This window comes from Pantoea sp. AN62 (genome assembly GCF_050432985.1).
Lineage (GTDB): Bacteria > Pseudomonadota > Gammaproteobacteria > Enterobacterales > Enterobacteriaceae > Pantoea > Pantoea brenneri.
Window position 1 is genome coordinate 12,039 of record NZ_JBNPYB010000001.1, and the last position, 26,475, is coordinate 38,513.

Consider the following 26,475-nt stretch of genomic DNA (forward strand, 5'->3'; position numbering starts at 1 on the left):
CCCGCGCCTTAACTGATCAGCTAAAATTAAGTATAAAAAAACAGCACGTGCGGCTGAGATGGAGATCGGCAGGCAACTGACCCGCCGATAATAGATCAGAAACATGATCGTTTTTTCTAAGTGGAAATCCTGAGTCGGATAAAACCCAAGCTTTACTTATGCCATCCCTGATTAAAAAACCATCACCCTGAAGTGAACTGACAGATTTGTTAGTGCTTAACAGATAACAGCGATCGTTAACATGCACTACTTAAATACATGAATTAATTAAACTATAAATAGATTAATTAACAAAATAAGCCTCATAGCTACCGCACGAGCCAGGTAAAACCTGCCCGCACGCATGAGTAAACGCTTCGCTTGTAATGAGTAAGATTGAAGTTTACAGAAGACTGACAAAAATTCAACGCATCGCTAGCAGAAGATTTTACTTAAGTAAAGCTTAACTAAATACGTTAATGCAAATATGTATTACTTTTAATCTGAAAGATAAGATTTATCCTGGATCACCACGAAACAGTGAAATACTTTTATACATTTAGCGATTTTCTGAGAGCGCTATCATTAACAGGCATCATGATTTTAGTGGTACTAATTTGACTTAAGCTAGGGGTGCGCGGGGAGGTTTTGGTTGGGTGGTAACGCACATGGCGTTACAGATTCGACATAAAACCAATAATTTCATAAAGTTAAAAACAAATATGTTACAAGGCTAGCGCGCCGGGTGTGGCAGGGCTGTCCTGATTAGTTGATGTAAATATTAATTTTGAGACAGTGAGTTGCTCTGGCCGGTGTTTCTGATTGATTCAGCCTCACCGCCCTCAGAATCCTGCTTTCACTACAGCGCCGCTTAAAAGTCACTGGCAACAGGACAAAAAAAACCACGCTGTCTGGCGTGGCTTTAGGATTTTGTTACCGATTAAGCAGCCGTGTTAAACAGGTCTGACGGTTTCAGGCGCTCAGAAGAAACCCAGTGGCTCAATGCTGTAACTGATCAGCAGGTTTTTGGTTTGCTGATAGTGATCGAGCATCATCTTGTGGGTTTCACGTCCGATACCCGATTTTTTATAGCCGCCAAAAGCGGCATGCGCCGGATAGAGGTGATAGCAGTTGGTCCAGACTCGCCCGGCTTTGATCGCCCGGCCCACGCGGTAAGCGCGGTTGATATCGCGCGTCCAGACGCCAGCACCCAGGCCGTAAATCGAATCATTGGCGATGCTGACCGCTTCGGCTTCATCTTTGAAGGTGGTAATGCCAATCACCGGGCCAAAAATCTCTTCCTGGAACACCCGCATGCTGTTGTTACCTTTCAGTAAGGTCGGCTGGATGTAGTAACCACTGGCGAGCGCGTCGTCCAGCTTCTCAACCCCCCCGCCCACCAGCACCTCTGCGCCTTCCTGCTGGGCAATCTCCAGATAAGAGAGAATCTTATCGAACTGCTGCTGTGACGCCTGCGCCCCGACCATCGTCTCTGTATCGAGCGGATCGCCCCGCTTGATGGTTTTGACGCGTTTCATCACCGCCGCCATGAACGGCTCGTAAATGGACTCCTGCACCAGCGCCCGCGAGGGGCAGGTACAGACTTCGCCCTGGTTAAGGAAGCCCAGCACCACGCCTTCAGCCGCTTTCTCAATAAAACTCTCTTCCGCCTGCATGATGTCTTCAAAGAAGATGTTGGGGGATTTGCCGCCCAGTTCGACCGTTGAAGGGATCAGGCTTTTCGCTGCCAGCTCCAGAATATGGCCGCCGGTGGCGGTTGATCCGGTAAAGGCGACCTTGGCGATGCCCGGATGGGACGCCAGCGCTTCGCCCGCCTCTTTGCCGAAACCGTGCACCACATTCAGTACACCGGGCGGCAGTAAATCTTTAATCAGATCGACAAACAGGGTGATCGATAACGGCGTCTGCTCCGCCGGTTTCAGCACCACGCAGTTTCCGGCACCTAACGCCGGTGCCAGCTTCCATGCGGCCATCAGCAGCGGGAAGTTCCACGGAATAATTTGCGCCACCACCCCCAGCGGCTCATGGAAATGGTAGGCCGCGGTAAATTCATCAATCTCTGCTGCGCTGCCCTCCTGCGCCCGCACGCAGCCGGCAAAATAACGGAAATGATCGACCGCCAGTGGCATATCGGCGGCCAGGGTTTCCCGCACCGGCTTGCCGTTATCCCAGGTCTCGTTTACCGCCATGTATTCCAGGTTCTGCTCCAGCCGGTCAGCGATTTTCAGTAGCAGCAATGAACGCTGTTGCGGTGACGTTTTACCCCAGGCATCGGCCGCTGCCGCTGCGGCGGCGACCGCATTATCCACATCCGCGCGGTCAGAACGCGGAAACTCACCTGCCGCTGAACCGTTTACCGGTGAAGTGTTGGTGAAGTAGTTGCCATTCACCGGCGCGACGAATTCACCATTAATAAAGTTGCCATAATTCTTTTGTAGCGTGATCAGAGAACCCTGTTCTCCGGGGGCGGCGTAACGCATGGTCATTCTCCTTACAGGTGACGAGATGCAACAATGATGAAACTTATTATTAACATGAAGGATCATTGCCAGCCTGTCAGATCTGTTGCCCGGAAACTGTGACCGCCCCGAAGGAAAAGCCGCATCGGCTGCCACTACAGATAATTCCGACTTTTCCCGGTTGCGCTTATAAATAAGAAACTTGTCAGCAGGATGGGGTCAATATGAGGAAGAATTCATACTGGAGGTAAGCATGCTGGCTTCGGCTTTCACCTTAATGCGCGCCAAGGCAAACTTCGTGCATCAGTTCATCCGCAATCCGCGCAAGATGGGCAGTATTACGCCCTCATCCGATGCGCTGTGCCGCACCATGATCGAGTCGGTGGAATGGAATAATCAGCTGCGTATCGCCGAGCTTGGCGGAGGAGACGGTGTGTTGACCCGTCGGTTACTGGAACGAATGGCACCGGAAGCCACGCTGGATGTGTTCGAAATCAGCAGTATGCTGGCGGAGAAGCTTAATGCACTGGACGATCATCGTATGACGGTACGCACCTGCTCCGCGGAGTATCTCAACGGCCAATATGATGCGATCTTCTCCGGCCTGCCGTTGTTGTCGCTGCCGCCTGCACTGCGTGAGGCGATTCTGCGCGCGGTCTACGCTGCGCTGGGCCCGAACGGAGTGTTTGTGCAATTTCAGTACACTTCGCTGACCCAGCCTGACCTGTCACGCTATTTTACCTGGGAGCGGCAACGGGTACTGAAAAACGTGCCGCCCGCCTGGGTTTATCGCTGTACCCGCCACTACGCTCCCTGAGCCTGCTCAATTGACGGGCGCGTCTGTTGCCAGAAGGTGGTTAACAGTTCACGCGCCCAGTCTTTTCCTTCCATCACACCAGCCACCTCACCACTGCCGTCCGGCAGACAGGCGCGCATGATGGTTGACGAGAATTCGGGATGAAACTGCACTGACAGCGCCTGCGGTGAATAACGAATAATCTGGCAACCATCGCGCTCAGAGGCGGCTAATACCTGTGCCTGCGACGGCGGCGTCAGCACCGACTGTCGGTGCGACAGCCAGGCGCTGAAGGTCGGCGGCAGTTTCCGTAACAGCGGGTCGCGCTGCGCCTGGGCACCGCAGGTGACCGGCAGCAGACCGCGTTCCCAGCCATTCGGGTTATCTGCCACCTCGCCACCCAGCGCATACGCCATCAGCTGATGGCCGTAGCAGACGCCCAGTAACGGCAACGACGCGTCGATGGCCGCTCTGATCCACGCGGCGCTGCGTTCGCTCCAGTCGGCATGGTCAGTGACCATCGCCCACGATCCGCTGAGGATCGCCGCAGAAATCTGGTCGAAGGCCGGCAACGCCTCGCCCAGATGCGGACGGACGATCAGATACTCATCAGGTTGTAACTCTAACGCGTCAATGAACCAGCGTGGTTGTTCACCAATCTGCGCGACGACGTTAGCGGGCGGGACTTCAAGCTGAATCAATGCAATGGGCAAGGCGGGCGTGTGGGTCATACCGAATCGGGTCCTGTTCAAGAGGCGTTTCGGAAAATCAGTCTGACAGCAACGCGCAAAAAAGTCTTATGATTTTATTTTTCTCAGCGCGACAGAAAATTTCTAACCGCTGCTGCCTGAAATGCCCTGGTTCGTGCCATCATTAGCCAGCTAAGCAAAAAAAGTTAAGGATATTATTGTGGCGGTGCGGCATTTTTTTCTGGTTCTGATGGTGGTGTGTATCTGGGCCTTCAACAACGTGGCGGTGAAATGGGGCTTACTTGAGCTTCCGCCGCTGTTTCTGACTTTTATGCGTTTTGTGGTGGTCGCCATTGTGCTGGTGCCGTTCTGCCGCATCACCCGACAGCAGCTACCCTGGCTGTTGCTGCTGGCCTTTACCTTCGGCTTTATGCACTTCTCGCTGCTGTTTGTCGGTATGCGGTACACCGATGCCGGGACCGGCGCAATCGTGGTTCAGCTCGGTACGCCGATTGCCATGCTGCTGGCGATGGTGGTGTTAAAAGAGAAGCTGAAGCTGGTGCAGCTGGCCGGCATTATGATCTCGCTGAGCGGCGTGGTAGTGCTCTCCGGCAGCCCGACCATTCCTACGTGGTGGGTGCTGTGCCTGCTGTTGTGCAGCGCAACCGGCTGGGCGGTCAGCAACCTGATTGTCAAAAAATCGCCGTCAATTAAACCGCTGACCATGACCGGCTGGATCGCCTTCCTCGCCATCCCGATTGTCGGTGTTGCCAGCCTGGTGATGGAGTCGCATCAGCTCTACGCCCTGCGTCATGCGGGCTGGCACGGCTGGTTTGCCATCCTCTACAGCGCCATCGCCTCATCGATTGTCGCCTATACGCTGTGGTATATGCTGCTGAAGAAATACAACGTTAACCTGATCATGCCCTACTCGCTGCTGACGCCGGTGCTGTCAGTGCTGATGGGGATTGTGGTGCTGGGTGACAGCCTTAACAGCTTCAAAATTATTGGTGCCTCGCTGGTGATCCTCGGCACGGCGATTGCGGTGATCAATCTGCGTAATCTGCGAATGCATGCCCGCTTCCCGCGTCTGCGGCGACGTTAATCACGCGTGCTATGCTTGAGTGATTGTCACTCGTCAGGAGCACAGCACATGGACCATCAGCTCGCCACGTCCCTCTGGCAGCAGATGTGGCAGGGATTGCGTGGCAACGCCGCAGCGCATCCGTTACCCACCTTTGTCGATAACGCCAGTTTCCCCGCCGCCTTTGCCGTCAGTGAACTGGCGGCCACCAGCATCGGCCTCGCCACGCAGGCCACAGCCGCCCTGATCAATACCAGCCGCCCGGTTGAGGTGAATGTCCGGCTGGCGTCGCGCTGGTTTCAGCACAGTTTTATGCCGCTTAATCGCCCTGCACCCGCGATGTGGGATGCCTTTGCCGGCGATTACGCCAGCCGCGATGGCTGGATCCGCCTGCATACCAACGCCGCCCATCATCGGCAGGCGATGGAGCGGGTGCTGGGCCAGCACGCTGACCGTCGCTCGCTGGCGCGAGAGGTGCAGCGCTGGTCCGCCGGTGAGCTGGAGCAGGCGATCGTTGATGCGGGCGGCTGCGCCGCGGAGATGCGCAGCACTGCCGCCTGGCAGCAGCATCCGCAGGGCCAGGCCGTGGCTCAGGAGCCGCTGTTCGCCTGGCAGACCACCGATCAGGCCGCCGCGCCGCAGTGGCAACTGCCCGAGGCACGTCCACTGCTCGGCATTCGGGTGCTGGACCTGACGCGAATTATTGCCGGTCCGGTCGCCACCCGCTTTCTGGCCAGCCTCGGTGCCGATGTGTTGCGTATCGATCCGCCAGGCTGGCAGGAACCGTCGCTGGATGAGGAGATCACCTGTGGCAAGCGCCGGGCGGTGCTCGATCTGACGCGCCCTGCCGATCGCGAGCAGTTTAGCCACCTGCTGCGTGAGGCCGATGTGCTGGTACACGGTTATCGGGCGGATGCGCTGGAACGGCTCGGCTTTGATGCCGCTACCCGACAGGCGCTGGCACCAGGGCTGGTTGACGTCAGCCTGAATGCGTGGGGCTGGCAGGGTCCGTGGCGCAACCGGCGCGGCTTTGACAGCCTGGTGCAGATGGGCTGTGGCATTGCCGAACAGGGAATGCAGTGGCAGCAGAGTGATAAGCCGACGCCCTTGCCGGTGCAGGCGCTGGATCATGCCACCGGTTATCTGCTGGCAGCGGCAGTACTGGAGGGATTACGTCAGCGGCTGGCTAACGGATATGGCAGCCAGGTGCGGCTATCGCTGGCGCGCACCGCCAGGCTGTTGCAGCAGCATCCTGCGGCACCGGGCAGCGATCAATCAGCTATCCTGGCGAAGACAGAGGATAATCTGCCATTTTATGAGTTAACGCAGTGGGGGCTGGGCGTGAGGCTGCGGGCGCCATCCTGGCTGCCCGGCACCGCACAACTCTGCGCGACGCCGGGCTGTCTGCCGGGTACGCACCCGGCATCATGGTAAATCAGGCATCCTGCTGGGAGTCGGTGCTGTCGAGCAGTTCATTGTACATCGCCTGAATCGCCTCACGGCTGAGGGCGGCCAGCGTACGGTAAAACGCGGTGGTAGCGTGCGCTTCAACCTTACCGAGGAAAGTGCCGCACCACGGCAGCAGATACTCTTCAAACAGCGCCAGCTGGGCGCTGCTCTCATCTTCCGCTGACTGATCTTCCAGCCATGACGCCGCCAGCAGCAGTACGCCAAAATGATCGGCAGGCGCATCGCTCAGCGGCATGCCGCGTGAGGTCAGAAATGCGCGCACCTCCGGTTCGGTTTTTCCTTCCGGCCACTGTGACGCATACGGCGACACCTTACAGTCGCTGCCGACAAACAGCGCATTGTAATCGGCGGCCAGCGCCTGCGGATCGCTGTTCTGTTGCAGACGGGTCAGCAGTTCGTCCTGCTCCAGCGGCCACTGCGCCTGCAGTTTTCCCTCACGCAGCAGGGTAAACAGCGGCACCAGCAGCGGGTCCTGCGGCTGACGATTGAACAGTGAGCCGATCACGCGGCACAGAATGGAAAACTCATTCATGAGTCAGTTTCCTTGAGGCAAAGTAAATTAAAAGTCAGCCAGTTCAGCAATATGTTTGCCGGTACGCTGTTCGAGAAAGTCGAGCAGACGCCACGGCGTGACATTTAACACCCGATCCTCGGGAAAATCCACTTCGCGGGTGATGCGCAGGCAGTGTTCAAAATGGCCGAGCGTAAAGGCGGTGTGTGAATCTGAGCCAAACGCCAGCCGTCCGCCTGCGTCACGCACCGCTTCAGCGATCGCCCGGCAGTTAGGTTCACTGCCCGGACGCAAATGAGTAAAGGAAGAATTATTTAGTTCCAGCACCACGTCTTATTACGCTGTTGCCTCGGCAATAGCAGGCATAGTGAGCAGGAAGATTGTAATAGCCATGCTGGATGTACGCTATGAGAACTGTGTCGGATCGTGAGTAATTATAGCCGATCGGTATGCCGTCTATGATTGTGGTAGTGTCATCGGGAATGTGATGGTAGATCTGCATAAACCCTATAGTTGCTATCTGGACGGTAACTATGGGGGATAGGTCAATCTACTGTAACCGTCATTCCTTATGCTCACCTCTGGCTTTACCAAGGAAATAAGCGGCCCCATATCCCATCAGGGCAGATCCAAAGAAGCCACCAAGTTTCAATGCCAGACTATCGAACACAAATAGTGAAGCGAGAGCAACGAAACTCATAACTGCTGTAACCGTTCCTTCGATTAGGTGTGCCGAAAGTTTACCCAGCCATTTTACAAATTTCATTATTGATCCTTCGACAGGTCTGAGAGTGACTACTGATATAATCCAGATAAGGTTTAAGCTGCTCTTCAACGACAAAATAGATCATGTCAAGCCCTTGCGGCTGTACCTTCCAGTATATGACATTGTAGTGGTTCTCTAACCTGCGGCTTCCCAGTGCGGCTTCCTCAATGAGTCCTTGCCATAAAGCAGTTGAGATAGTGAAGCTAGCACCGAAACGGTACAGGGTTTTATAGGCGTAACGACTACGGGAGTTCTTGATAATTGCCATCGCTATTGTTTGTGACACAAAAACCTGACCGCCCAGTCGCCCCCCTATCCGTCCGGCACCATAGGCCAGTTGATTGTGGATAGCTTCCTTACCTTGAGCGTCAAGTTTCCTGTAAAACTCGGTAATTACAACCGTAACTAATCTGCGTAAGGGTTCTTCATTGCTAATAAGTAATTTGACCACCTGATAAAAACGTTCGTTTTCACGGTCGTTACGCAACTTACGGTCATACCCCACTGCACCGGTACTTATATATGTACGTTTAGCACCATAGTACAGGCTCTGTGGAAGGCCTGTTATACTATCCCAGATGCCTTGAGCGATATTTGAAGCGTCCATTCCCTGACTCTATTTTGTTAAGGTATGTTTGATAGTATCTGAACAAGTCCATGCTATTCAAATCAGATATTGCTGGCACTAAAAAGCCCCTTTTCGGGGCTGTATTGAGTTATTTTCTTGTATGCATCCTTTCACGACTTCTCTGAAGTTGCTTATAGAGGCTTCCTGATGCGTCTTTAAATACTCATTATAGAATTAATCTGCTCCCTGTTGATTAATACATCCCGATGTTAGTCATGTCTTCATTAGCAATGTGAGGACATCTCCATCAGGAAGCAATTTTGCGACGAACAGATCATCAGTTTCCTCCGCAAAGCTAAAGGCGGAGTTTCAACTCGGGAACTCAGCCGCAAATAAGATATTTCAGACCCACCGCTTACACCAGGTGCAGGAAGTCTGGCGGCATGTAAGTCCCCGTCGTTATAAATTAAAAGTCAGCCAGTTCAGCAATATGTTTGCCGGTACGCTGCTCGAGAAAGTCGAGCAGACGCCGCGGCGTGACATTTAACACCCGATCCTCTGGAAAATCCACTTCGCGGGTGATGCGCAGGCAGTGTTCAAAATGGCCGAGCGTAAAGGCGGTGTGTGAATCTGAGCCAAACGCCAGCCGTCCGCCCGCGTCACGCACCGCTTCAGCGATCGCCCGGCAGTTAGGTTCACTGCCCGGACGCGAATGAGTGAAGGAGGAGTTATTGATCTCCAGCGCCACATTGTAGTGGGCTGCAGCCTCGGCGATTGCCGGGATATCCACCGGGAATTTCGGGTTACCCGGATGGCTGATGATATGCACCAGTCCCCCCGCCATCGCCGCAATCATCGCGTCAGTATGGTGTTTTCGGTCACGCGGTGCGTAGACCGGCTCATGAAAGCCCGCCACGATCAGGTCCAGCGCATCCAGCATCGGACCGGAGCAGTCAATCTCGCCCTGCTGGTTTTTAATATTGGCTTCAATACCGCGCAGAATCCCGACGCCATCAATCACCCGCGGCCAGATGCGCATATTGATGAAGTGCCAGTAATGCGGTGCATCGGCCATATCAGGCCCGTGATCGGTAATGGCAAACAGTTTCAGTCCCGTTTGCCTGGCCTGAGTGACGTAATCGTGCAGCGTACTGTAGGCATGCGTACTGGCGATGGTGTGCATATGCAGATCTACCGGATACATCATCTTCTCCTGCTGATAGCCCCTGATTGGGCAGGGTAATTAGTAGCCACGCTGACGATCGACCCGCCCCTGCGGTGTTTCTCCCGCCTGATGCTGGTGAATCGCCCGGGCGATATAGTCAATAGCTTCGTCGATTAAGGTTACCGCAGCATTATGCGGTGTCAGCGTAACGCGCGGGTGAGACCAGAGCGGATGCGATTCCGGCAACGGCTCGACCTGGAACACATCCAGCGCGGCGGCTTTCAGCTGGCCGCTGTTGAGCGCCGCCAGTAAATCCGCTTCCACCACCTGCGCACCGCGTGCGATGTTGAGGAAGAAAGCGCCGTGCGGCAGCTGCTGGAAAAAGTCGTGATTGATTAGGTTGATGGTTTCCGCAGTGCTGGGCAGCAGGTTGATTAATACCCGGGTCTCTTGCAGAAAATCGTGCAGCGCCTCACGGCCGGCAAAGCTGGTTACGCCCGCGATCTGCTTCGGCGACCGGCTCCAGACCCGCACCGGGAATCCCCAGGGTTTAAGCGCTTCCGCCACGCTCTGCCCCAATACCCCGGCACCGAGAATACCGATGGTGAAGCTGTCGCGCGGATAAGCGGGCAGCGGCTGCCAGCAGCGCTGCTGTTGCTGTAACCGGTAATCGTCAAAGCGGCGGAACCAGCTCAGCACGCTGTGGACCGCATACTCCTGCATCTGCCGCGCCATACCGGTATCTTCCAGCCGGAACAGCGGCACCGTCTCCGGCAACATATCCGGATACTGCTGTAGCTGGCGGAGAATTTCATCAACCCCGGCACCCAGCGCAAACACCCCGCGCAGCCCGGCGCGCCCTCGCAGCATCTCTGCTGGCGGAGAACGCACCAGCGCATAATCGGCCGGACCCTCATCGCCCGGTTGCCAGGCGCGTACCCGCGCCTGCGGCAGACGCTGCTGTAAACCGTTAATCCATGTCGCGGCGGGTTGCGACGGGTGATACCAGATGATCTCCATCCTGCTCTCCTTTTTTTCTTTCAGCGTCAGGGAAAACCGGCATCAGGGCAAGCAAAAACCGGCTGGAAAAAACGCTTTTTTCAGTAAAAATTATTCACGTGGCTTCACATTTCCGGTTGGCTTCAGGGTGAAGCGGGCAGATAAGGTCTAAAGTTGGTCGTGTGGTCAATGCGTTACACGCGGCCGCGTTTCGGACAAGGAGAAAAACCGATGACAAAAATTGAGGTAAACGCCACTGAACGGCGTCAGCGTTATGCACCCCTTCTGCTCACGCTGCTGCTGAGCGTACCTGCCTTCACCGTTCACGCCGACGACACGTCGCGTATGCTGAATAATCAGCCGCAGCCGCCGGATGTCCGTTTAGGGCCACTGTTTAATGCCGTACAGCAAGCAAAGTTCTTCCCCGATCAAAAAACCTTTGCTGATGCAGTGCCAAAATACGATCCGGCATCAATTCTGGCCGACTGGCAGATGCAGAAGAAACAGCGCAACTTTGATCTGAAACGCTTTGTTGCCGCCAACTTCACGCTGCCCACTCAGGGCGATAAATATGTGCCGCCTGCCGGGCAGAATCTGCGTGACCATATCGACGGCTTATGGCCGGTGCTGACCCGCACCGCCAGCAGTGCCGGTCAGTATGACTCGCTGCTGCCGTTGCCGAAACCGTATGTGGTGCCGGGCGGCCGTTTCCGCGAAGTCTATTACTGGGACAGCTACTTTACGATGCTCGGCCTGGCGGAAAGTGGCCACTGGGATCGGGTGCAGGATATGGTGGATAACTTTGCCTCGCTGCTTGACCGTTACGGCCACATTCCGAACGGCAACCGCAGCTACTACCTGAGCCGTTCGCAACCGCCTTTCTTTAGCCTGATGGTGGACCTGCTGGCGAGCCACGATGACGGCAAAGCCTATACCCGCTACCTGCCACAGCTGCAGAAAGAGTATGACTACTGGATGGCCGACAGTGACAAACTGGCCGCCGGCTCAGCCAGTAAACGCGCCATCAAACTCAGCGATGGCACGGTACTGAACCGCTACTGGGATGCGCGCGATGTGCCGCGTACCGAATCCTGGATGGATGATGTGACCACCGCGAAGAAAGCGCCACAGCGTGACAAGGCGGAGCTTTATCGCGATCTGCGTTCTGGCGCGGCATCGGGCTGGGACTTCAGCTCCCGCTGGTTCACTGATGCCCACAATCTGGCGACCATCCGTACCACCCAACTGGCACCGGTCGATCTCAACAGCCTGATGTTCCATCTGGAGCAGACGCTGTCGAAAGGCTATCAGATGAATAACCAGGACGATCTGGCGAAGCAGTTTGCCGACCGTGCGGAGAAGCGTCAGGCCGCGATTAACCGCTACCTGTGGGACAGCAAACAGGGCTGGTATGCCGATTACGACTGGCAGAAAAAACAGGTGCATTCGCAGCTGACCGCCGCCACGCTGTTCCCGCTTTATCTGCGGGTTGCCAGCGATAAGCAGGCTGAAAGCACCGCCAGTGCGGTGGAAAAACAGCTGCTGAAACCGGGCGGACTGGTGACCACCACCGTTAATAACGGTCAGCAATGGGACGCCCCGAACGGCTGGGCGCCGCTGCAATGGGTGGCAGTGGAAGGTCTGGAACACTACAATCAACCTAAACTGGCGAAAGAGGTCGGGCTGCGCTTCCTGCAGAACGTGCAGAACACCTATGACCGCGAACACAAGCTGGTTGAAAAATATGTCGTTGAAGGCAAAAACCTCGGCGGCGGTGGTGGCGGTGAATATCCGCTGCAGGACGGCTTCGGCTGGACCAACGGCGTCACGCTGAAACTGCTGGATAAATATTGCCCGAAAGATAAAACCTGTAACAGCGCCCACGATATTCCTCAGGCGTCTGCCGCTCAACCCTGATGTTCTCTGGAGACCGTCGGCCTTGCCGGCGGTCTCTGCCCTCGCCTTTTAGCGAAATTTACTTGACGTTCTTCGATTGCCAGGCAAAATTGCAGCGAACTTACAAACGGTAATAATTCTCACTCTGATAATGAGAATGCTTATCGAGACCATTATTCACCTGCTGAACCTCTGCCATGAAAGGAATTTCAATGAGATTGCCCTCGCCGCTGAAAGGTTATGTCCCGTTCTGCACCCTGGCGCTGACCGCGCCGGCCCTGAGTTTTGCTGCTGATATGGTGGTCACAGCCCAGCCGCAGGAGCAAGCTGACTCCCCGACACAGGGATATCTTGCCACGACCAGCCAGGGCGCGATGAAAAGCGATCGTCCGCTGATCACCACGCCACAGTCGGTGTCGGTGGTGACGCGCCAGCAGATGCAGGATCAGGGCGCGCTGACCCTGAATCAGGCGCTCGGCTATACCTCCGGCGTATTTACCAACTTCGGCGGTGCCGCGACCCGTTATGACACCATTGCCCTGCGCGGCTTCCACGGCGGCGATGTTGATAACACCTTCCTCGACGGATTACGGGTGATGAGCGACGGCGGCAGCTTCAACGTGTTGCAGGTCGATAACGCCTTCCTGGAACGGATCGATGTGATTAAAGGCCCCTCTTCTGCTCTGTATGGTCAGACGGTACCGGGCGGGCTGGTCAACATGGTGACGAAGCGTCCTCAGTTCAGTGAAGAAGGCCATATCCAGTTACAGGCGGGTAATAACGCCACCACCGGGGCGATGTTTGATTACACCAACGCGATTAACGATCAGTGGGCGTTTCGCCTGACCGGTGTGACCCGCAACAGCGATACGCAGTACGACCATACCCGTGAAGAGAAGTATGCGCTGATGCCACAGCTGATGTGGCAACCGGATGAAGATACCCATTTGATCCTCAAAGCCTATCTGCAGAAAGATCCGTCCGGCGGCTATCACGGCTCGGTGCCGGGCGACGGCAGCCTGAGTGAGCATAACGGCTATAAGCTGAGCAACGGTTTCTATGAAGGCAACAGCGATCTGGATCAGTTCAAGCGCCGTGAACAGATCTACAGCTACGATTTCGCCCATCGCTTTAACGACGTCTGGTCGTTCTCCTCCACCGGCAGCTACAGCCATTCCAACGTCGATCTCGATCAGGTTTATCAGATTGGCTGGAGTGCGGTAAATCCTGACCTGCTGAATCGCTACTATTCCGGTGAGCGCTCCTCTCTGGCCGGCTGGGCTACCGATAACCGGCTACAGGCGGAGTTCGCTACCGGGCAAGTGGAACATCGGGTGGCGATCGGTGCGGAGTATCATCGCTATAAGAATGAGATCAGCAGCGCGGCCGGCGGGGCCTCACAGCTCAATGCGGTGACCGGCGAACAGGTTGGCGCAATGCCGGCCTACAGCTGGAGCGATGAAACCCGCCGCTACTATCAGACCGGCCTCTACCTGCAGGATGAGATGAAGCTGGATCGCTGGCATCTCGATCTCTCTGGCCGCTATGACCGGATTGTCGCTAATAACAGCGGCAACGATCGGCGGCAGGATGACCACATCAGCGGCCGCGCGGCGCTGCTTTACGCGTTTGACAACGGTATCTCGCCTTATGTCAGCTGGAGCCAGGCGATCACCCCAACGGCACTGACCGATCCTGATAACAACCTGCTGAAACCAACCACGGCAGAGCAGTATGAAGCCGGGGTGAAATATCAGCCGAACGGCACCCGCGATCTCTATACGCTGGCGATCTATGACCTGACGCAGAAGGATGTGGCTAACCGTAATGTCCAGGACGGCACCTATACGCCGTCCGGTAAAGTGCATTCGCAGGGGATCGAGCTGGAAGCGCGTAATCAGCTAACGCCACGTCTGAGCACCGTCGCCAGTTACACCCTCAATCACCTGCGCTTTAAAGATTCAGTTGATGGCAATGAAGGTCACACGCCTTACGTGACGCCGAACAGCATGGCGGCCCTGTGGGGTCATTATCAGTTTGATTATGGCTTAAGCGCGGGCGCGGGCGTGCGTTACATCGGCAAACAGTGGGCAGACAACGAAAACACTACCCGTGTGCCGTCAGTTACCCTGTTTGATGCTTCGGTGCGTGCCGATCTCGGGGTCTGGAACAGCAGTCTGAAAGGCGCGTGGCTGCAGGTTAACGCCAATAACCTGACTGACCGTAAATATGTGGCGGGCTGCTACGGCACCGGCTATTGCTACTGGGGCGCGGAACGCAGCGTGATGGCGACGATAGGTTACGATTTCTGATCGCCAGAAGTGAAAAAGGGGACGAAGCGATTCGTCCCCTTTTTTTATTAAACTGTTACGATCAACTGCGTACTTTGCGGTAGATAAACAGCACCACGATGGCACCAATGACTGCAACTACGAAGCTGCCGAAGTTAAACCCATCGACACGACCGAAGCCAAACAGCGTACTGATCCAGCCACCCACTACGGCACCGATAATACCCAGCACGATAGTCAGAATGAAACCGCCACCGTCTTTACCCGGCATGATCCACTTCGCCAGAATACCTGCGATTAAGCCAAAGACGATCCAGGAAATAATACCCATCTGTTGCTCCTTCCTTTTTTTGATTAAATCGTGAACGCTTGATTAATCAAGCGGTTTACCGCGATAAGTATAGACAGGTTTTCAAAAAATGTTTACTTGCTCACAGTTATTATTGACCGGTCAGAGGCTAAAGCTTTTTTTTGCCAAGCCGATAACGGAGATGAGGCAAAAAAAACAGAACAAATAAAGCACTAACCTTTTGGAGCCAGGAAGTGAAAGAAGCCGATCAGGAACAATATTTAAAACGGGGCACGCTGGCCGTGCTGGGCGTAATGAAGGATCTGCTGCGTTTACAGACCCCGCTACTGGTGAGTTTTTCCCGTGGGCAATTTATCAGCCGCATGCTGGCTGCCGATGAAGGCCAGTTGCTGTTTGACCTCGGCAGTAACAACCTGGATAACGACTACGCCCTGAACTGCGATGACCTGAGCATTACGGCGGAAACCTATGGCGCTAAAGTTGAGTTCAGTCTCGCTGCGCTGACGCGGGTTGAGTTCGAGGGACTGCCTGCCTTCAGCGCGCCGCTGCCTGAACTGCTGTGGCAGATCCAGCGTCGCGAATTTTTCCGCGTCAATGCGCCGCTGGAACCGCAGTTCTGGTGCCACACCGAGTGGCCCGACGGCAATAAAGCGCGCCTGCGACTACAGGATTTATCGCTGGGCGGAATCGGTGTGCTGGTGGATGAACCCCTGCCTGAAGGGTTACAAACCGGCGACAACTTCAAAAAATTTCGCGTCGAGCTGGGCGAATATGGTCATTTTGAAGTGCCGGTAAAGCTGTTGCACATTGGCGAACGCAGCGTGGTCACCCATAAAAACGAAACCCGCATTACGCCGCGACTCAGCTTTCGCTTTTCAGCCCTCGATCCGGTGCAGGAGCGACAACTGCAGCAGGTTATTTTTGCCCTTGAGCGCCTGGCGCGTGATAAATCGACCCGTTTTCAATAAGTTCTTTTGCCGGATGCGCCGCACAGTTGCGCCGCATCCAGGCTATGCTTCTTGCTTGTTTTCTTTTAAACCGGAACCCAGCAAGGAGTATCTCCCCAATGGAAAACTGGCTTTCTTCACGTCATTTTCAATCCATTCTGTTTAATCAATCTTTCTGGCTCAACAGTGCCATCGTCATCGTCGCTACCCTCGTCATTTACTGGCTGCTGCGTACCCTGATCCGGTTTATCTCTAACCGTATTGCCCGCTATAGCGAACATCGCCATATTCGGGCCACCGGCATCCTGGTGGAAATTCTGCGCAGCACCAGTCAGACCCTGCTGCTGATTTTTTCGCTGCTTATCGCGCTGAAATTTGTCGATTTACCCGCCTCGTGGCGCGTAGCGATATCGCACGGCTGGTTCCTGGCGCTGATCGTTCAGCTGGCGCTGTGGATCGACTGCGGCATACGGCTCTGGCTGCACAGCCTGCTGCGCGATCCGCTGCACGTGCGCAATCCGGTCACCACGGTGATCCTCGGTATTTTGCTGCGCGTGGTGGTGTGGATCATGATGTTCCTCGCCATTCTGTCGAATATGGGCATCAACATTACCGCGCTGGTTGCCAGTCTCGGCGTCGGGGGTATCGCCATTGCGCTGGCGATTCAGACGGTACTCAGTGATGTGTTCGCTTCACTGGCCATCGGTTTCGATAAACCGTTTGAGCACGGCGACTTCATCGTGTTTGGTGATATTGCCGGTTCGATTGAGCATATTGGCCTGAAAACCACCCGCCTGCGCAGCCTGAGCGGCGAGCAGATTGTATGCTCAAATACCATTCTGTTGCAGCAGACGATTCATAACTACAAGCGCATGCAGCAGCGCCGCATCGTGTTTAAGTTCGGTATCAGCTATGCCACGCCATCTGAGCAGGTGCGTGAAATCAGTCCGCTGGTAAAAGAGATTATCCAGAGCGTTGAGACCACCCGCTTCGACCGTGCCCATTTCCTGGCGTTTGAAGATTCGAAGCTTACCTTTGAAGTGGTCTACTTTGTGCTGGACGCCGATTACAACAAGTACATGGATATCCAGCAGGAGATTAACCTGCAGCTGATGGCAGCGCTGGAACAGCGCAACATTCGCTTTGCCTTCCCGATCCGTCAGGTCGAGTTCAGCGGCGGTAATCTGCCGCCGGTGGATCTGGTGGCGGTGGACAATGAGGATGGCGAGGTACGCAGAATGGCACGCTAAGCCGGTTTTCGCGCTGATGCCGGCCTCCCCGCTGCTTAACGGCAAGGCCGGCGAAGATCATCCGCGCCTGTACTCGCCCGGCCCGCGCGGTCCAACGTGGGCCAGGCGAGCCACCTCTGTCCTGCTGACGCTCTCCTCGCGAACCGGCACTGAGCTAGCTACTGATGGCGGTAACAGCTGACGCCCAGATACTGGCTGAACGCCTCCTGTAACACCTCTGCCGTGGCGGAGTGGTTCATTGCCACATGATGTTCGAAACCGTTACGGCAAATCCACGCCAGCAATGACTCCAGCTGTGGCACCTGAATCACGGCGCGACAGCCCACCGTATCCAGCGGATCCTCTACTGAAAGGCCTTCGCCGACGTAGGCCTTAATTTCGCCGCTGAAATCATCAGTCGAGAGACGGAAATAGGTCAGATCGCCGCTTTTCATCCGGCCATGCACCGCACCGCAGGTGTTCTCTTTGCCTACCGTGGTGCCAATAATGTCGGCCGTGCCCATAGTGGGCGATTCCAGACTGGCGCTGGCAAAATTGCCGCAGTGAAACAGCACGCATTTATCGCGATCGTCACCAAAGTTGTTATTCCAGTCCGCCAGCGAGGCGGGACTCAGCGAGCAGCTGGCCAGGGCATACATTGACAGCGCCCCCATGACATCCACTTCGCAGGCACTTGGCATCAGCTGTCCCGACATGACGCTCATGATCGAGCAGACGTTAATGCCGAGATTTTCCTGCAGCGAAGTCCAGCACTGAATCGCGGTGGTGTCGATATCGTTGTCACTGACCCACTCGCTGATCACCACGAACAGTTTCGCCATGGTTTGCAGTTTTTCGCCCGGAATGCCGCGCGCATCGGCGTTGGCTTCGAGAATCTCGCGCTTCTCCGCTACGCGGATATCATCATCACGCAGCCGGTTGGTACGGGTGAAAATCTCCGACAGATCGAGCGTTTCGACCGCAATACCCATCTTCTCCAGCAGCTTTTCGCTGTAGCGCACGGTATTGAATCCGGCGGGCCGGGCACCGATGGCCCCCACCCGCACCCGCCGCATCGCATTGACTACCCGGCAGAGCTGGCTGAACCGTTGCAGATCCTGCATGAAAATCTCACTGCTCAGGGCGCAGACGTGCTGACGGGTCAGGCTAAAGGGAATGCCATATTGCCGCAGGTTGTTGCACAGCGATATTTTGCCGCAGAAGCTGTCACGGCGGGTCGCCAGCCCCATTTTGTCGAGGTTATCTTCCTCGGCCTGCACCAGTACCGGCACATTCAAACCGGCGAGGCGTAACGCCTCTGCGATCGCTTTTTCGTCACCAAAGTTAGGCAACAACACCACCACACCGTGAATGGCATCCCGGTGCTGGCGAAACAGTTCGGCGCAGATTTTGGCTTCCTGCCGGGTCTCCACCCCCCCGAGATTGGTCTGGCTCTCATCCAGCATCACCGTATTGATGTTCATTTTTTCAAACAGCGCGACCGCCTGCTGACGCGCCTCACCCACCAGATAGCTGGGAAAGAACCCGCGGTTGCCAATAATGACGCCGAAGGTTAACTGCTGAGGTAGTTTTGACATGGCTCTGCTCCGAAAGGGTTAATGTGGCTGATAACGACAGCGAGCGACGGCGTCGATCCAGCCTTTATAGTTTTCCTGCATCCGCTGCGCATACGCCTCACGTGGCGCGATTACGTTGCCGCCCTGCAACGCCTGCATATCACTGCCCTGCTGCCACCAGCCCAGTACTTTACCCGCCAGCAGCGCGGCTCCCAGCGCCGAGACTTCGGCGGTCGGGACCCGCAGCAACGGGCGCTGCAACACATCCGCCTGCAGCTGCATCAGCCAGCTGTTTTCGGTGGCACTGCCATCAACACACAACGCCGGCAGCTGCTGGCCGCTGGCCTGTTCCATGGCAAAAAAGACGTCGGCGATCTGCCAGACAATCGACTCCAGCGCCACCCGCGCCAGTACCGCCGGGGTGGCCGCATCCGTCAGGCCGCACACCATGCCGCGTGCCTGCAAATCCCACCAGGGCGCGCCCAGCCCGGAGAGCGCCGGCACAAAATAGATGCCCTGATTATCTTCACTGGTTTGCGCCAGCGCGGTGAGCTGACGCGGGTCCTGAACCCCCAGCATGCTGCCGAGCCACGCCGCGCCGGAACCGGTGTGGGTGATGTTGCCTTCGAACGCAAAACGCAGGGTGCCGTCATGCCAGGCCACCGTGGTGCTGAGGCCGTTTTCGGTCAGCAGCGGCGTCGCCATTGACATCATCAGCGACGATCCGGTGCCGTAAGTGGCTTTTACCACTTCCGCTGTGCCACGCCGTTGTGCCTGCAGCGCGGCGTGGGAGTCGCCGATGCGTGCCAGAATCGGCGTGCCCGGCGCTAAGCCCGCAATATCATTCACCGCGACCACGCCCTGTTCGCTGGCGGAGGCGACAATACGCGGCAGCGCGGCGCGCGGCAGCCGGAACAGCGTCAGCAACTCATCGTCCCAGTCGTTAAGATGCAGGCTGTAGAGCTGGGTCCGCGAAGCATTGGCATGATCGGTAATAAAGGTCTCGCCCGCGCTGAGCTGCCAGCTAAGCCAGCTGTCGACGGTGCCAATACAGAGTTCACCCGCTTCGGCACGCGCCACGCCGTCAGGGATAGCCGCCAGCATGCCGGTCAGCTTGGCAGCCGGGAACATCGGGTCGACCGCCAGCCCGGTCAGGCCGGTGATACGGGGCGCTTTACCCGCCTGATGTAAATCCCGGCAGAACGGCTCGGAGCGCCGATCCTGCCAGCTCACCAGCGGCGTCAATGGCTGACCGTCGTGGCGCTGCCAGATCAGCACCGACTCACGCTGATTACTGATCGCCACCGCCGCCACGCTGGCCCCGCCACACGATGCCAGGCACTGCGCGATCGCCTGCTTTACTGCCTGCCAGATCGCCAGCGGATCCTGCTCCGCCAGCCCCGGTTGCGGATGCGCCAGCGTTAACGCCTGGCTACCGCGCGCCACTACGCTGCCAGAACGATCAACCGCAATCGCTTTGGCATTGGTGGTGCCTTCATCAATCGCCAGGATCAGGGGTCCCACCATCGTTACGCTCCTGCGCAGATACGCGCTGCACTGTTAACCACGCTGCTGGCATCAATGCCATGGTGGGCTCGGGTTGAGGCGCGATCGCCGGCAATGGCATATTCGCCATCCGGAATACCGAGCCGCAGCAGCGGAATCGCACAGCCGCCTTCCGCCAGCACCTCAGCCACCAGGCTGCCGACACCGCCATTGACGTTATGCTCTTCAACGCTGATTACCGCTGGGTAGTGATTTAACAGGTTGCGCAGCTGTTGGGTATCACAGGGTCGAATCGATGGAACCGCGATCACACCGGCTGAAATCCCCTGCTCAGCCAGTTGCTCAGCCGCGTGAACCACCTCGTGAACCGTGGAGCCCATCGCCACCAGCGCAATGTCATGACCTTCGCGCAATACGTCGATCTGCCCCGGCCTGAACTGGTAGCTTTCATCGTGCAACTGCGGCAGATCTTTGCCATCCAGACGGATATAGACCGGCCCGACGTGCGCCAGCGCATAGTCGATAATCTGGCGGCACTCCAGCGGACAGGAGGGCGCGTAGATCTCAATATTGCCGAAGCCGCGCATCACCGCGATGTCGTCGATACTGTGATGGGTACTGGCGAGCGGGCCATAGCTGGCACCGGCATTCAGGCCGAACAGTTTGACGTTGGTGTTGTTGTAGCAGACGTCGACTTTCACCTGCTCATTGGCCCGCGACACCAGAAACGGTGCGGCATTGCAGGTGACAGCAATTTTACCCCCCAGCGCCAGGCCTGCCGCAGTGCCGACCAGCGTCTGCTCAGCAATGCCGACGTTGATTAAACGATCGGGGAATGCCTTGATAAACGGCGCGATTTTGGCGGTTGAGGTCGAATCCGCCACCACCGGGACCAGATCCACGCCGCGATTCACCGCGTCGATAAAGGCCGTTACCATTACACTGGCTAAATGTTGTGCATTACTCATCTTTTAACTCCTCCAGCGCCTGCTCAATTTCCGCCCCTTTTGGTACCCGGTGATGCCACTCGGCTTTGCTCTGGATAAAGGAGACGCCAAATCCCTTCTCGGTATGCGCCACAATCACCTGCGGTTTGCCGTTCTGCGGCAGGCTTTCGATGGTTTCAACCACCGCCGCCATGTCATTGCCGTTGCACTCGGTGACTTCCAGTCCAAAAGCACGCCATTTTTCCGGCAGCGGATCGGTGTTCATGATCTCGCGGGTCGCGCCCGCCAGTTGCAGCTTGTTCTTGTCATTGATGATGATCAGGTTGTCGAGACCGTAATGGGCCGCCACCAGCGCCGCCTCCCAGTTACTGCCTTCCGCCAGCTCACCGTCGCCGGTGACTACAAAAATGCGGCGCGTGCTGCGGTCTTTCTTCGCCGCAATGGCAATCCCGACCGCCACCGGCAGCCCGTGTCCCAGTGCGCCGGTATTCAGTTCAACTCCAGGGGTTTTTTGCCGTACCGGATGCCCGGGCAGATGGGAATCCGCATGCTGATAGGTGGCGAGCCAGTCGGTCGGGAAGTAGCCCGCCTCCGCCAGCACGCAGTAGTAACCGCCGACCGCGTGCCCTTTTGACTGGATGTAGATGTCACGCTGCGGGTCATCAGTGCGATCCGGCGCGCAGTTGAGAATGCGGAAATAGAGCGCCGTGAGGATCTCTACCTGCGACAGATCGGCTCCGGTATGTCCCCCCGCCGGACTGCCCGCGTTAAGCTGGATAATACGACGACGGATCGCTCGCGCTCTGCGCTTCAGATCGTCTACCGGAAGAGTGAAAGGATTCATACGCTACCTCTGAATTTTAAATCGTTTATGAATAAATATTCACAAGGGTTAAAAAAATGGCGTGCAAAGCGGCCGGCAAAACAGGCCTGCTTTATGGCTGCTGGCTGTTGTGGCGGCGGATGGACACGGAATATCGGATTCACCTGCGGGTTATCCGCTGATCGCCGGCTCAGTAAGCAGACAGAACGATTAAGGTTTGAGTGGCGCGCCCTCCTCTATCAGTGCTTTTTGCGCGACCACGGCCGCTTTTTGCTGCATCCGGCTTTGGGTCTGATCGATGATCACCGCAATGATGATCACGATGCCTTTAATCACCATCTGCCAGAACTCACTGACGCCCATCATGATCAATCCGTCCGCCAGGAAGCCAATCACAAACGCCCCAATCAGCGTGCCGACAATGGTGCCGCGCCCGCCCGCCAGCGAAGTGCCGCCCAGCACCACCGCGGCAATGGCGTTCATCTCGAATGCAGTACCGTTGGCCGGGTGGCTGGCAACCAGCTGCGATGAGACCACAATGCCGGCAATCGCCGCGCAGAAGCCGGAAAGCGTATAGACCAGTATTTTGACCTGACGGGTTTTCACCCCCGATAGCTCGGCGGCGCGTTCGTTATCACCGATGGCGTAAACCTGGCGTCCAAACGGCAGGCGGCGCGCGACATAAGCAATCACCAGCGCCAGCAGCACCATCATCCAGATGGCGTAGGGCAAGCCAAGAAAATGACCGGCACCAATCTGATCGAAACCGGTGTTGCCGAGCAGCGGATTACCCTGCAGGCCGGGAAAAGTTTCTCCGCCCGAGGTCAGCATTGCCGCGCCGCGCAGGATATACATGGTGCCGAGGGTGCAGATAAACGGCGCAACGTTATAGCGGGTGATAATCCAGCCGTTGCCAGCACCGATCAGCGCGCCGACCAGCAGAACAAACGGCACAATCAGCCAGACGCTGGGGAAGATCGCAATGCCGAACATCGGTAACACAATGCCTTTGGTGATCAGCCAGCCGGCGATCATGCCGCACAGCCCCAGCGTGGCACCAATCGACAGGTCAATGCCGGCGGTGATAATGACGAAGGTGATGCCGAGCGCCAGAAAAGCGTTGATGGCAATGTGTTTCACCATAATCACCAGGCTGCCGACCGCCAGAAAATCCGGCACGGTAATAGCAAAGAACCCGACGATCAGAATCAGCGCAATAAAGGTGCGCAGCTTCAGTAACAGCAGCAAAAAATTTTCACGCGAGTTAAACGCTTTAGCGGGAAGTGTGGCCAGCGCCACGCTGTTATTGCTTTTCATGCTCAGAACCCCTGCGCACTTGCTTTTACCAGCGCTGCCTCTTCCGCCTGCTCACGCGGAAGATCAGCCGTAAGTTTGCCGCCCGACATCACCAGGATGCGGTCGGCTACCGCCATGATCTCTTTCAGATCGGAAGTGGAAAACAGCACCGCAATACCCTGCTGCGACAGCGCCACCATCATGCGAAACACTTCCGCTTTTGCCCCGACATCAATGCCGCGACTCGGTTCATCCAGCAGCAGCAGGCGCGGATTGGTCAGCAACGCGCGGCCAATCACCACCTTTTGCTGGTTGCCTCCACTCAGGGCGCTGATTGCCACCTCCGGCGAGGAGATCTTAATCGCCAGATTACCCACCGTCTGACTCACCGCCTGCTGCTCCTGCTGATCAGCAATGGCAAACCGGTGCGACAGCCGCCGCCACAGGCTGGCGATGGTGAGGTTACTCGCCACCGAGGAAACCGGAAAAATCCCTGACCGCTTACGGTCTTCCGGCACCAGACTCATGCCCATCCGGATGCGATCCGCAGTCGGCAGGCGGGTTGGCAGCGGTTTGCTGTCGAGCCACAGCTTGCCCAGGTAGTTGCGCTGGCTGCCCAGCAGGCACTCAAACAGCTCGGTACGGCCGGCCCCCATCAGGCCATAGATGCCGACAATTTCACCGGCCCGCACCTGGAAGCTGACATCATCGACCAGCGTATTGCCGTTCGGGCTGACGCAGGTGATGTGTTGCGCTTCCAGCATCGGGGCCCCGAACTGGCGTGATTCCGGCAGAAAAGTGGTGACCGGCTCGCTGCCCAGCATTTCCCGCACAATCCACGGCACGTCGATGCTGCTGACCGGCGCTTCGGCCTGGAAACGGCCATCGCGCAGGATGGTGATGACATCGCCAATCGCCATCAGCTCCTCCAGCCGGTGCGAGATGTAGATGATTGAAACCCCTTGCTGCGTCAGATCGCGAATCACCCGGAACAGGATCTCCACTTCGGTTTTGCTCAGCGCCGAAGTCGGTTCATCGAGGATCAGAATGTCCGCATCTTCGGCCAGCGCTTTGGCGATCTCTACCAGCTGCTGCTGACCGACTTTCAGGTTACCGACCCGTTCATTGGGCGAAATCGGCTGGTCGAGACGCGCCATCAGCGCCGCGGTGCGACGTGCCTGCTCCGCCTCATCAATCGGCGCTAAGCCACGCTGCAGTTCGCGTCCCAGAAACAGATTTTCCGCCACCGTCAGGTTCTCAAACAGATTGAGTTCCTGATGCACCATACCGATGCCGTGCCGTGCGGCGTCGCGGGTGCTGCTGAGCGTCAGCGGCGCGCCGTTGAGAAACAGCGCACCGGCGGTGGGTTGCTGCACGCCGGCAAGAATCTTCATCAGGGTCGATTTACCGGCACCGTTTTCACCGATGATGACGTTAACTTTGCCACGCCATACCCGGTAGTCGACGCGATCCAGCGCCAGCGTGCCGGGAAACAGCATTGAAATCTGCTCAGCCCGCAGAATGATCTCATCGTCCATCAGGGCGTCCCCCGCTTCAGTTCGACTGCCACCACCTCATCAACACTGCCGTGTCCGATGCTCACCGCCAGCAGCGCCTGTACCGGCTGGTTGACCCAGCTGGCGTCCAGCGTCGGCAGTTGCTTCACCGCATGGCGATTAAGCGCCCGGGTCAGCTGGGCGTACTGCACCTGATTAGTAAACTCTTCAAAACGAAAACCGGCGGCATCGCGGATTGCATTACTGCGCAGCACCGGCCCGACGCTGACTTCAACCGGTTTGCCGTTCAGTATCAGGGTCAGGATACGCTCACGCGGATTGCTGTCATTCAGTGCGCTGACGGTGCCGCTGGCCCGGACAAACACGCTTTCACGGCCGCCCGCCTTCACCGTCTGACTTTTGGTTTGCATATCAGCCCAGCTCAGCGCATGGCTGTTGGCGGTGTCCATCACCCGTGATTGCCAGCTTTCCTCCGCGATTTGCTGCGGCGTCTGGGTCGCATAACCCGGTTTCGCCTGCGGATCTTTCGGCAGAATCGGCTGACCGTTTGCATCCAGATCCACCACGGTACAGGCGCTGAGCAGCGCCATCCCGGTTAATACCGCCAGTATCCGTTTCATGATTATTTCGCCAGGTTGAAGTTTTTCAGTCTGGCGGCGTTGCTGTCGTCAATCAGCACGCAGTCCATCAGCTGCTTCTCCTCTTTCTGCGCTTTGCCATTTTTCAGGTAGTAGTCGGCCTGACTGACCGCCATCTGCGCCTGATCCCAGCCCGGTTGCAGCACCGTGGCTTTGATATTGCCTTTATTGATAATCGAGTCGCGGGTGTAGTCGCTGCCGTCAAAGCCCACCACGATCACCGCGGTTTTGCCGGCGGCTTTCAGCGCGGCTTCGGCTCCCAGCGCCATGGTATCGTTGCCGGAGATCACCCCGACGATATTGGGGTGCTTCTGCAGAATGGTTTCCATCCGGCTGAAGGCTTCGGTCTGGCTCCAGTTGGCGCTCTGCTGAGCCACCATTTTCATCTCGCTGTAATCATCCAGCACGTCGTGGTAACCCTGCGAACGCACGCCAGCGTTGGTGTCGGACTCTTTGCCGAGCAGTTCAACGTAGTCCCCTTTACCGCCCAGCAATTTGGCAAATTTCTCAGCCCCCAGCTGCGCGCCCTGATAGTTATTCGAGACGATCTGCGCCACCGCAATGCCGGTTTTATTGATCTCCCGGTCGATCAGGAAGGTGGGGATACCGGCATCTTTGGCTTTTTGCACCGGCCCGACCGTGGCATCGGCACCGGCGTTATCCAGAATGATCGCTTTGGCTTTGCGGGCGATCGCCGTTTCAATCAGCTGGTTTTGTTTGTTGACGTCATCATCATGCGAGGCCACCAGCGTGGTGTATCCCAGCTCTTTGGCTTTGGCTAACGCGCCTTCCGCCTCCGCTTTAAAGAAGGGGTTGTCGTGTGACGGGGTGATAATCGCCAGCAGCCCGGTTTCCGCTGCCAGCACCGAGGATGAGAAAGCGATGATTGAAGCCAGCAGGGTCAGTTTGATCAGAGGACGAGTCATTATTTTTCTCCGCTTGAATATATATTCACACGCGATTTTATATGCATAATGACTATGCACCGGCG

24 protein-coding genes and 1 pseudogene are annotated in these 26,475 nt (G+C 56.7%); 8 read left to right on the plus strand and 17 right to left on the minus strand.

Annotated elements, in window-relative coordinates; genetic code table 11:
• Positions 1-959 precede the first annotated feature (959 nt).
• Positions 960-2,480, minus strand: a complete 1,521-nt coding sequence (gene exaC / locus FHW04_RS00060; protein ID WP_031377113.1) for an acetaldehyde dehydrogenase ExaC — start codon at positions 2,478-2,480, stop codon at positions 960-962.
• Positions 2,481-2,712: 232 nt separating this feature from the next.
• Between exaC and FHW04_RS00065 the strand changes: the two genes are divergently transcribed.
• A complete protein-coding gene (locus FHW04_RS00065) occupies positions 2,713-3,276 on the plus strand; it encodes a class I SAM-dependent methyltransferase (protein WP_089561021.1) in 564 nt (187 codons plus the stop codon).
• Here FHW04_RS00065 and FHW04_RS00070 read toward each other — a convergent pair.
• Positions 3,264-3,986, minus strand: coding sequence for a glutamine amidotransferase (locus FHW04_RS00070; RefSeq protein WP_089561022.1), 723 nt, complete (start codon positions 3,984-3,986; stop codon positions 3,264-3,266). The two genes, FHW04_RS00065 and FHW04_RS00070, sit on opposite strands and share 13 nt — an antisense overlap.
• A 178-nt stretch (positions 3,987-4,164) precedes the next feature.
• Here FHW04_RS00070 and FHW04_RS00075 point away from each other — a divergent pair, with 178 nt between their 5' ends.
• The gene (locus FHW04_RS00075; protein WP_046288249.1) at positions 4,165-5,049 is read left to right on the plus strand and encodes a DMT family transporter; all 885 of its coding nucleotides are present in this window, start codon (positions 4,165-4,167) and stop codon (positions 5,047-5,049) included.
• Positions 5,050-5,097: 48 nt separating this feature from the next.
• Positions 5,098-6,462, plus strand: a complete 1,365-nt coding sequence (locus tag FHW04_RS00080) for a CoA transferase (RefSeq protein WP_179420042.1) — start codon at positions 5,098-5,100, stop codon at positions 6,460-6,462.
• Position 6,463: 1 nt separating this feature from the next.
• Here FHW04_RS00080 and FHW04_RS00085 read toward each other — a convergent pair whose 3' ends face one another.
• The 6 genes and pseudogenes from FHW04_RS00085 to ghrA form a co-directional block, all read right to left on the minus strand.
• Complete coding sequence (locus FHW04_RS00085; RefSeq protein ID WP_031377875.1) at positions 6,464-7,030, minus strand: TorD/DmsD family molecular chaperone; 567 nt, start codon at positions 7,028-7,030, stop codon at positions 6,464-6,466.
• Positions 7,031-7,057: 27 nt separating this feature from the next.
• Positions 7,058-7,342, minus strand: a pseudogene (locus tag FHW04_RS00090) (phosphatase); the annotation flags it as partial.
• Between the two features lie 229 nt (positions 7,343-7,571).
• Positions 7,572-7,775 (minus strand): hypothetical protein, encoded by a 204-nt coding sequence (locus FHW04_RS00095; RefSeq protein WP_089561023.1) that lies wholly within the window; start codon positions 7,773-7,775, stop codon positions 7,572-7,574.
• Positions 7,750-8,382 carry a hypothetical protein gene (locus tag FHW04_RS00100; protein WP_089561024.1) on the minus strand — a complete coding sequence of 211 codons (633 nt, stop codon included), beginning with the start codon at positions 8,380-8,382 and terminating at the stop codon, positions 7,750-7,752. Before FHW04_RS00100 ends, FHW04_RS00095 begins: the two co-directional genes overlap by 26 nt.
• Before the next feature lie 427 nt (positions 8,383-8,809).
• On the minus strand, positions 8,810-9,547 hold the full coding sequence (locus tag FHW04_RS00105; RefSeq protein ID WP_089561025.1) for a phosphatase: 738 nt from the start codon (positions 9,545-9,547) through the stop codon (positions 8,810-8,812).
• Between the two features lie 39 nt (positions 9,548-9,586).
• The gene (gene ghrA, locus FHW04_RS00110; protein ID WP_031377877.1) at positions 9,587-10,528 is read right to left on the minus strand and encodes a glyoxylate/hydroxypyruvate reductase GhrA; all 942 of its coding nucleotides are present in this window, start codon (positions 10,526-10,528) and stop codon (positions 9,587-9,589) included.
• Here ghrA and FHW04_RS00115 point away from each other — a divergent pair.
• The 3 genes from FHW04_RS00115 to FHW04_RS00125 all read left to right on the plus strand — a co-directional run bounded on the left by FHW04_RS00115 (position 10,518) and on the right by FHW04_RS00125 (position 14,715).
• Entirely contained in the window at positions 10,518-10,679 is a 162-nt protein-coding gene (locus FHW04_RS00115; RefSeq protein WP_158087056.1) for a hypothetical protein, read from the plus strand. The genes ghrA and FHW04_RS00115 overlap by 11 nt on opposite strands.
• Before the next feature lie 59 nt (positions 10,680-10,738).
• Positions 10,739-12,424, plus strand: a complete 1,686-nt coding sequence (gene treA / locus FHW04_RS00120; RefSeq protein WP_089561026.1) for an alpha,alpha-trehalase TreA — start codon at positions 10,739-10,741, stop codon at positions 12,422-12,424.
• Positions 12,425-12,615: 191 nt separating this feature from the next.
• Entirely contained in the window at positions 12,616-14,715 is a 2,100-nt protein-coding gene (locus tag FHW04_RS00125; RefSeq protein WP_089561027.1) for a TonB-dependent siderophore receptor, read from the plus strand.
• A gap of 61 nt (positions 14,716-14,776) precedes the next feature.
• Here the strand turns inward: FHW04_RS00125 and FHW04_RS00130 are convergent, their stop codons facing one another.
• Complete coding sequence (locus FHW04_RS00130; RefSeq protein WP_031375306.1) at positions 14,777-15,025, minus strand: GlsB/YeaQ/YmgE family stress response membrane protein; 249 nt, start codon at positions 15,023-15,025, stop codon at positions 14,777-14,779.
• 212 nt (positions 15,026-15,237) lie between these two features.
• Here FHW04_RS00130 and FHW04_RS00135 point away from each other — a divergent pair, with 212 nt between their 5' ends.
• Positions 15,238-15,972: a flagellar brake protein gene (locus FHW04_RS00135; protein ID WP_089561028.1), complete on the plus strand. Its 735-nt coding sequence runs from the start codon at positions 15,238-15,240 to the stop codon at positions 15,970-15,972.
• Between the two features lie 98 nt (positions 15,973-16,070).
• A complete protein-coding gene (locus tag FHW04_RS00140; RefSeq protein WP_031375304.1) occupies positions 16,071-17,201 on the plus strand; it encodes a mechanosensitive ion channel family protein in 1,131 nt (376 codons plus the stop codon).
• A gap of 158 nt (positions 17,202-17,359) precedes the next feature.
• Here FHW04_RS00140 and FHW04_RS00145 read toward each other — a convergent pair whose 3' ends face one another.
• The 8 genes from FHW04_RS00145 to FHW04_RS00180 all read right to left on the minus strand — a co-directional run bounded on the left by FHW04_RS00145 (position 17,360) and on the right by FHW04_RS00180 (position 26,410).
• Positions 17,360-18,778: an L-fucose/L-arabinose isomerase family protein gene (locus FHW04_RS00145; RefSeq protein WP_031375303.1), complete on the minus strand. Its 1,419-nt coding sequence runs from the start codon at positions 18,776-18,778 to the stop codon at positions 17,360-17,362.
• A gap of 18 nt (positions 18,779-18,796) precedes the next feature.
• Positions 18,797-20,284 carry an FGGY family carbohydrate kinase gene (locus FHW04_RS00150; RefSeq protein WP_089561029.1) on the minus strand — a complete coding sequence of 496 codons (1,488 nt, stop codon included), beginning with the start codon at positions 20,282-20,284 and terminating at the stop codon, positions 18,797-18,799.
• 2 nt (positions 20,285-20,286) lie between these two features.
• A complete protein-coding gene (locus FHW04_RS00155) occupies positions 20,287-21,231 on the minus strand; it encodes a transketolase family protein (RefSeq protein ID WP_031374505.1) in 945 nt (314 codons plus the stop codon).
• Positions 21,224-22,054, minus strand: coding sequence for a transketolase (locus tag FHW04_RS00160; protein WP_069729182.1), 831 nt, complete (start codon positions 22,052-22,054; stop codon positions 21,224-21,226). The genes FHW04_RS00155 and FHW04_RS00160 overlap by 8 nt, the downstream gene beginning before the upstream one ends.
• A 189-nt stretch (positions 22,055-22,243) precedes the next feature.
• Positions 22,244-23,350, minus strand: coding sequence for an ABC transporter permease (locus FHW04_RS00165; protein ID WP_031374503.1), 1,107 nt, complete (start codon positions 23,348-23,350; stop codon positions 22,244-22,246).
• 2 nt (positions 23,351-23,352) lie between these two features.
• Positions 23,353-24,867: a sugar ABC transporter ATP-binding protein gene (locus FHW04_RS00170; RefSeq protein ID WP_089561030.1), complete on the minus strand. Its 1,515-nt coding sequence runs from the start codon at positions 24,865-24,867 to the stop codon at positions 23,353-23,355.
• Positions 24,867-25,466: a DUF2291 family protein gene (locus tag FHW04_RS00175; protein WP_031374502.1), complete on the minus strand. Its 600-nt coding sequence runs from the start codon at positions 25,464-25,466 to the stop codon at positions 24,867-24,869. Before FHW04_RS00175 ends, FHW04_RS00170 begins: the two co-directional genes overlap by 1 nt.
• Positions 25,467-25,468: 2 nt before the next feature.
• Positions 25,469-26,410 (minus strand): D-ribose ABC transporter substrate-binding protein, encoded by a 942-nt coding sequence (locus FHW04_RS00180; RefSeq protein ID WP_069729181.1) that lies wholly within the window; start codon positions 26,408-26,410, stop codon positions 25,469-25,471.
• Between the last annotated feature and the right edge of the window lie 65 nt (positions 26,411-26,475).

Excerpts from the sequence above, each read along its gene's own strand:
- exaC (WP_031377113.1), bottom strand. The coding sequence starts at position 2,480 with ATGCGTTACGCCGCCCCCGGAGAACAGGGTTCTCTGATCACGCTACAA.
- FHW04_RS00065 (WP_089561021.1), top strand. The coding sequence starts at position 2,713 with ATGCTGGCTTCGGCTTTCACCTTAATGCGCGCCAAGGCAAACTTCGTG.
- FHW04_RS00070 (WP_089561022.1), bottom strand. The coding sequence starts at position 3,986 with ATGACCCACACGCCCGCCTTGCCCATTGCATTGATTCAGCTTGAAGTC.
- FHW04_RS00080 (WP_179420042.1), top strand. The coding sequence starts at position 5,098 with ATGGACCATCAGCTCGCCACGTCCCTCTGGCAGCAGATGTGGCAGGGA.
- FHW04_RS00085 (WP_031377875.1), bottom strand. The coding sequence starts at position 7,030 with ATGAATGAGTTTTCCATTCTGTGCCGCGTGATCGGCTCACTGTTCAAT.
- FHW04_RS00095 (WP_089561023.1), bottom strand. The coding sequence starts at position 7,775 with ATGAAATTTGTAAAATGGCTGGGTAAACTTTCGGCACACCTAATCGAA.
- FHW04_RS00100 (WP_089561024.1), bottom strand. The coding sequence starts at position 8,382 with ATGGACGCTTCAAATATCGCTCAAGGCATCTGGGATAGTATAACAGGC.
- FHW04_RS00105 (WP_089561025.1), bottom strand. The coding sequence starts at position 9,547 with ATGTATCCGGTAGATCTGCATATGCACACCATCGCCAGTACGCATGCC.
- FHW04_RS00115 (WP_158087056.1), top strand. The coding sequence starts at position 10,518 with ATGATCTCCATCCTGCTCTCCTTTTTTTCTTTCAGCGTCAGGGAAAAC.
- ghrA (WP_031377877.1), bottom strand. The coding sequence starts at position 10,528 with ATGGAGATCATCTGGTATCACCCGTCGCAACCCGCCGCGACATGGATT.
- treA (WP_089561026.1), top strand. The coding sequence starts at position 10,739 with ATGACAAAAATTGAGGTAAACGCCACTGAACGGCGTCAGCGTTATGCA.
- FHW04_RS00125 (WP_089561027.1), top strand. The coding sequence starts at position 12,616 with ATGAGATTGCCCTCGCCGCTGAAAGGTTATGTCCCGTTCTGCACCCTG.
- FHW04_RS00130 (WP_031375306.1), bottom strand. The coding sequence starts at position 15,025 with ATGGGTATTATTTCCTGGATCGTCTTTGGCTTAATCGCAGGTATTCTG.
- FHW04_RS00140 (WP_031375304.1), top strand. The coding sequence starts at position 16,071 with ATGGAAAACTGGCTTTCTTCACGTCATTTTCAATCCATTCTGTTTAAT.
- FHW04_RS00145 (WP_031375303.1), bottom strand. The coding sequence starts at position 18,778 with ATGTCAAAACTACCTCAGCAGTTAACCTTCGGCGTCATTATTGGCAAC.
- FHW04_RS00150 (WP_089561029.1), bottom strand. The coding sequence starts at position 20,284 with ATGGTGGGACCCCTGATCCTGGCGATTGATGAAGGCACCACCAATGCC.
- FHW04_RS00155 (WP_031374505.1), bottom strand. The coding sequence starts at position 21,231 with ATGAGTAATGCACAACATTTAGCCAGTGTAATGGTAACGGCCTTTATC.
- FHW04_RS00160 (WP_069729182.1), bottom strand. The coding sequence starts at position 22,054 with ATGAATCCTTTCACTCTTCCGGTAGACGATCTGAAGCGCAGAGCGCGA.
- FHW04_RS00165 (WP_031374503.1), bottom strand. The coding sequence starts at position 23,350 with ATGAAAAGCAATAACAGCGTGGCGCTGGCCACACTTCCCGCTAAAGCG.
- FHW04_RS00170 (WP_089561030.1), bottom strand. The coding sequence starts at position 24,867 with ATGGACGATGAGATCATTCTGCGGGCTGAGCAGATTTCAATGCTGTTT.
- FHW04_RS00175 (WP_031374502.1), bottom strand. The coding sequence starts at position 25,466 with ATGAAACGGATACTGGCGGTATTAACCGGGATGGCGCTGCTCAGCGCC.
- FHW04_RS00180 (WP_069729181.1), bottom strand. The coding sequence starts at position 26,410 with ATGACTCGTCCTCTGATCAAACTGACCCTGCTGGCTTCAATCATCGCT.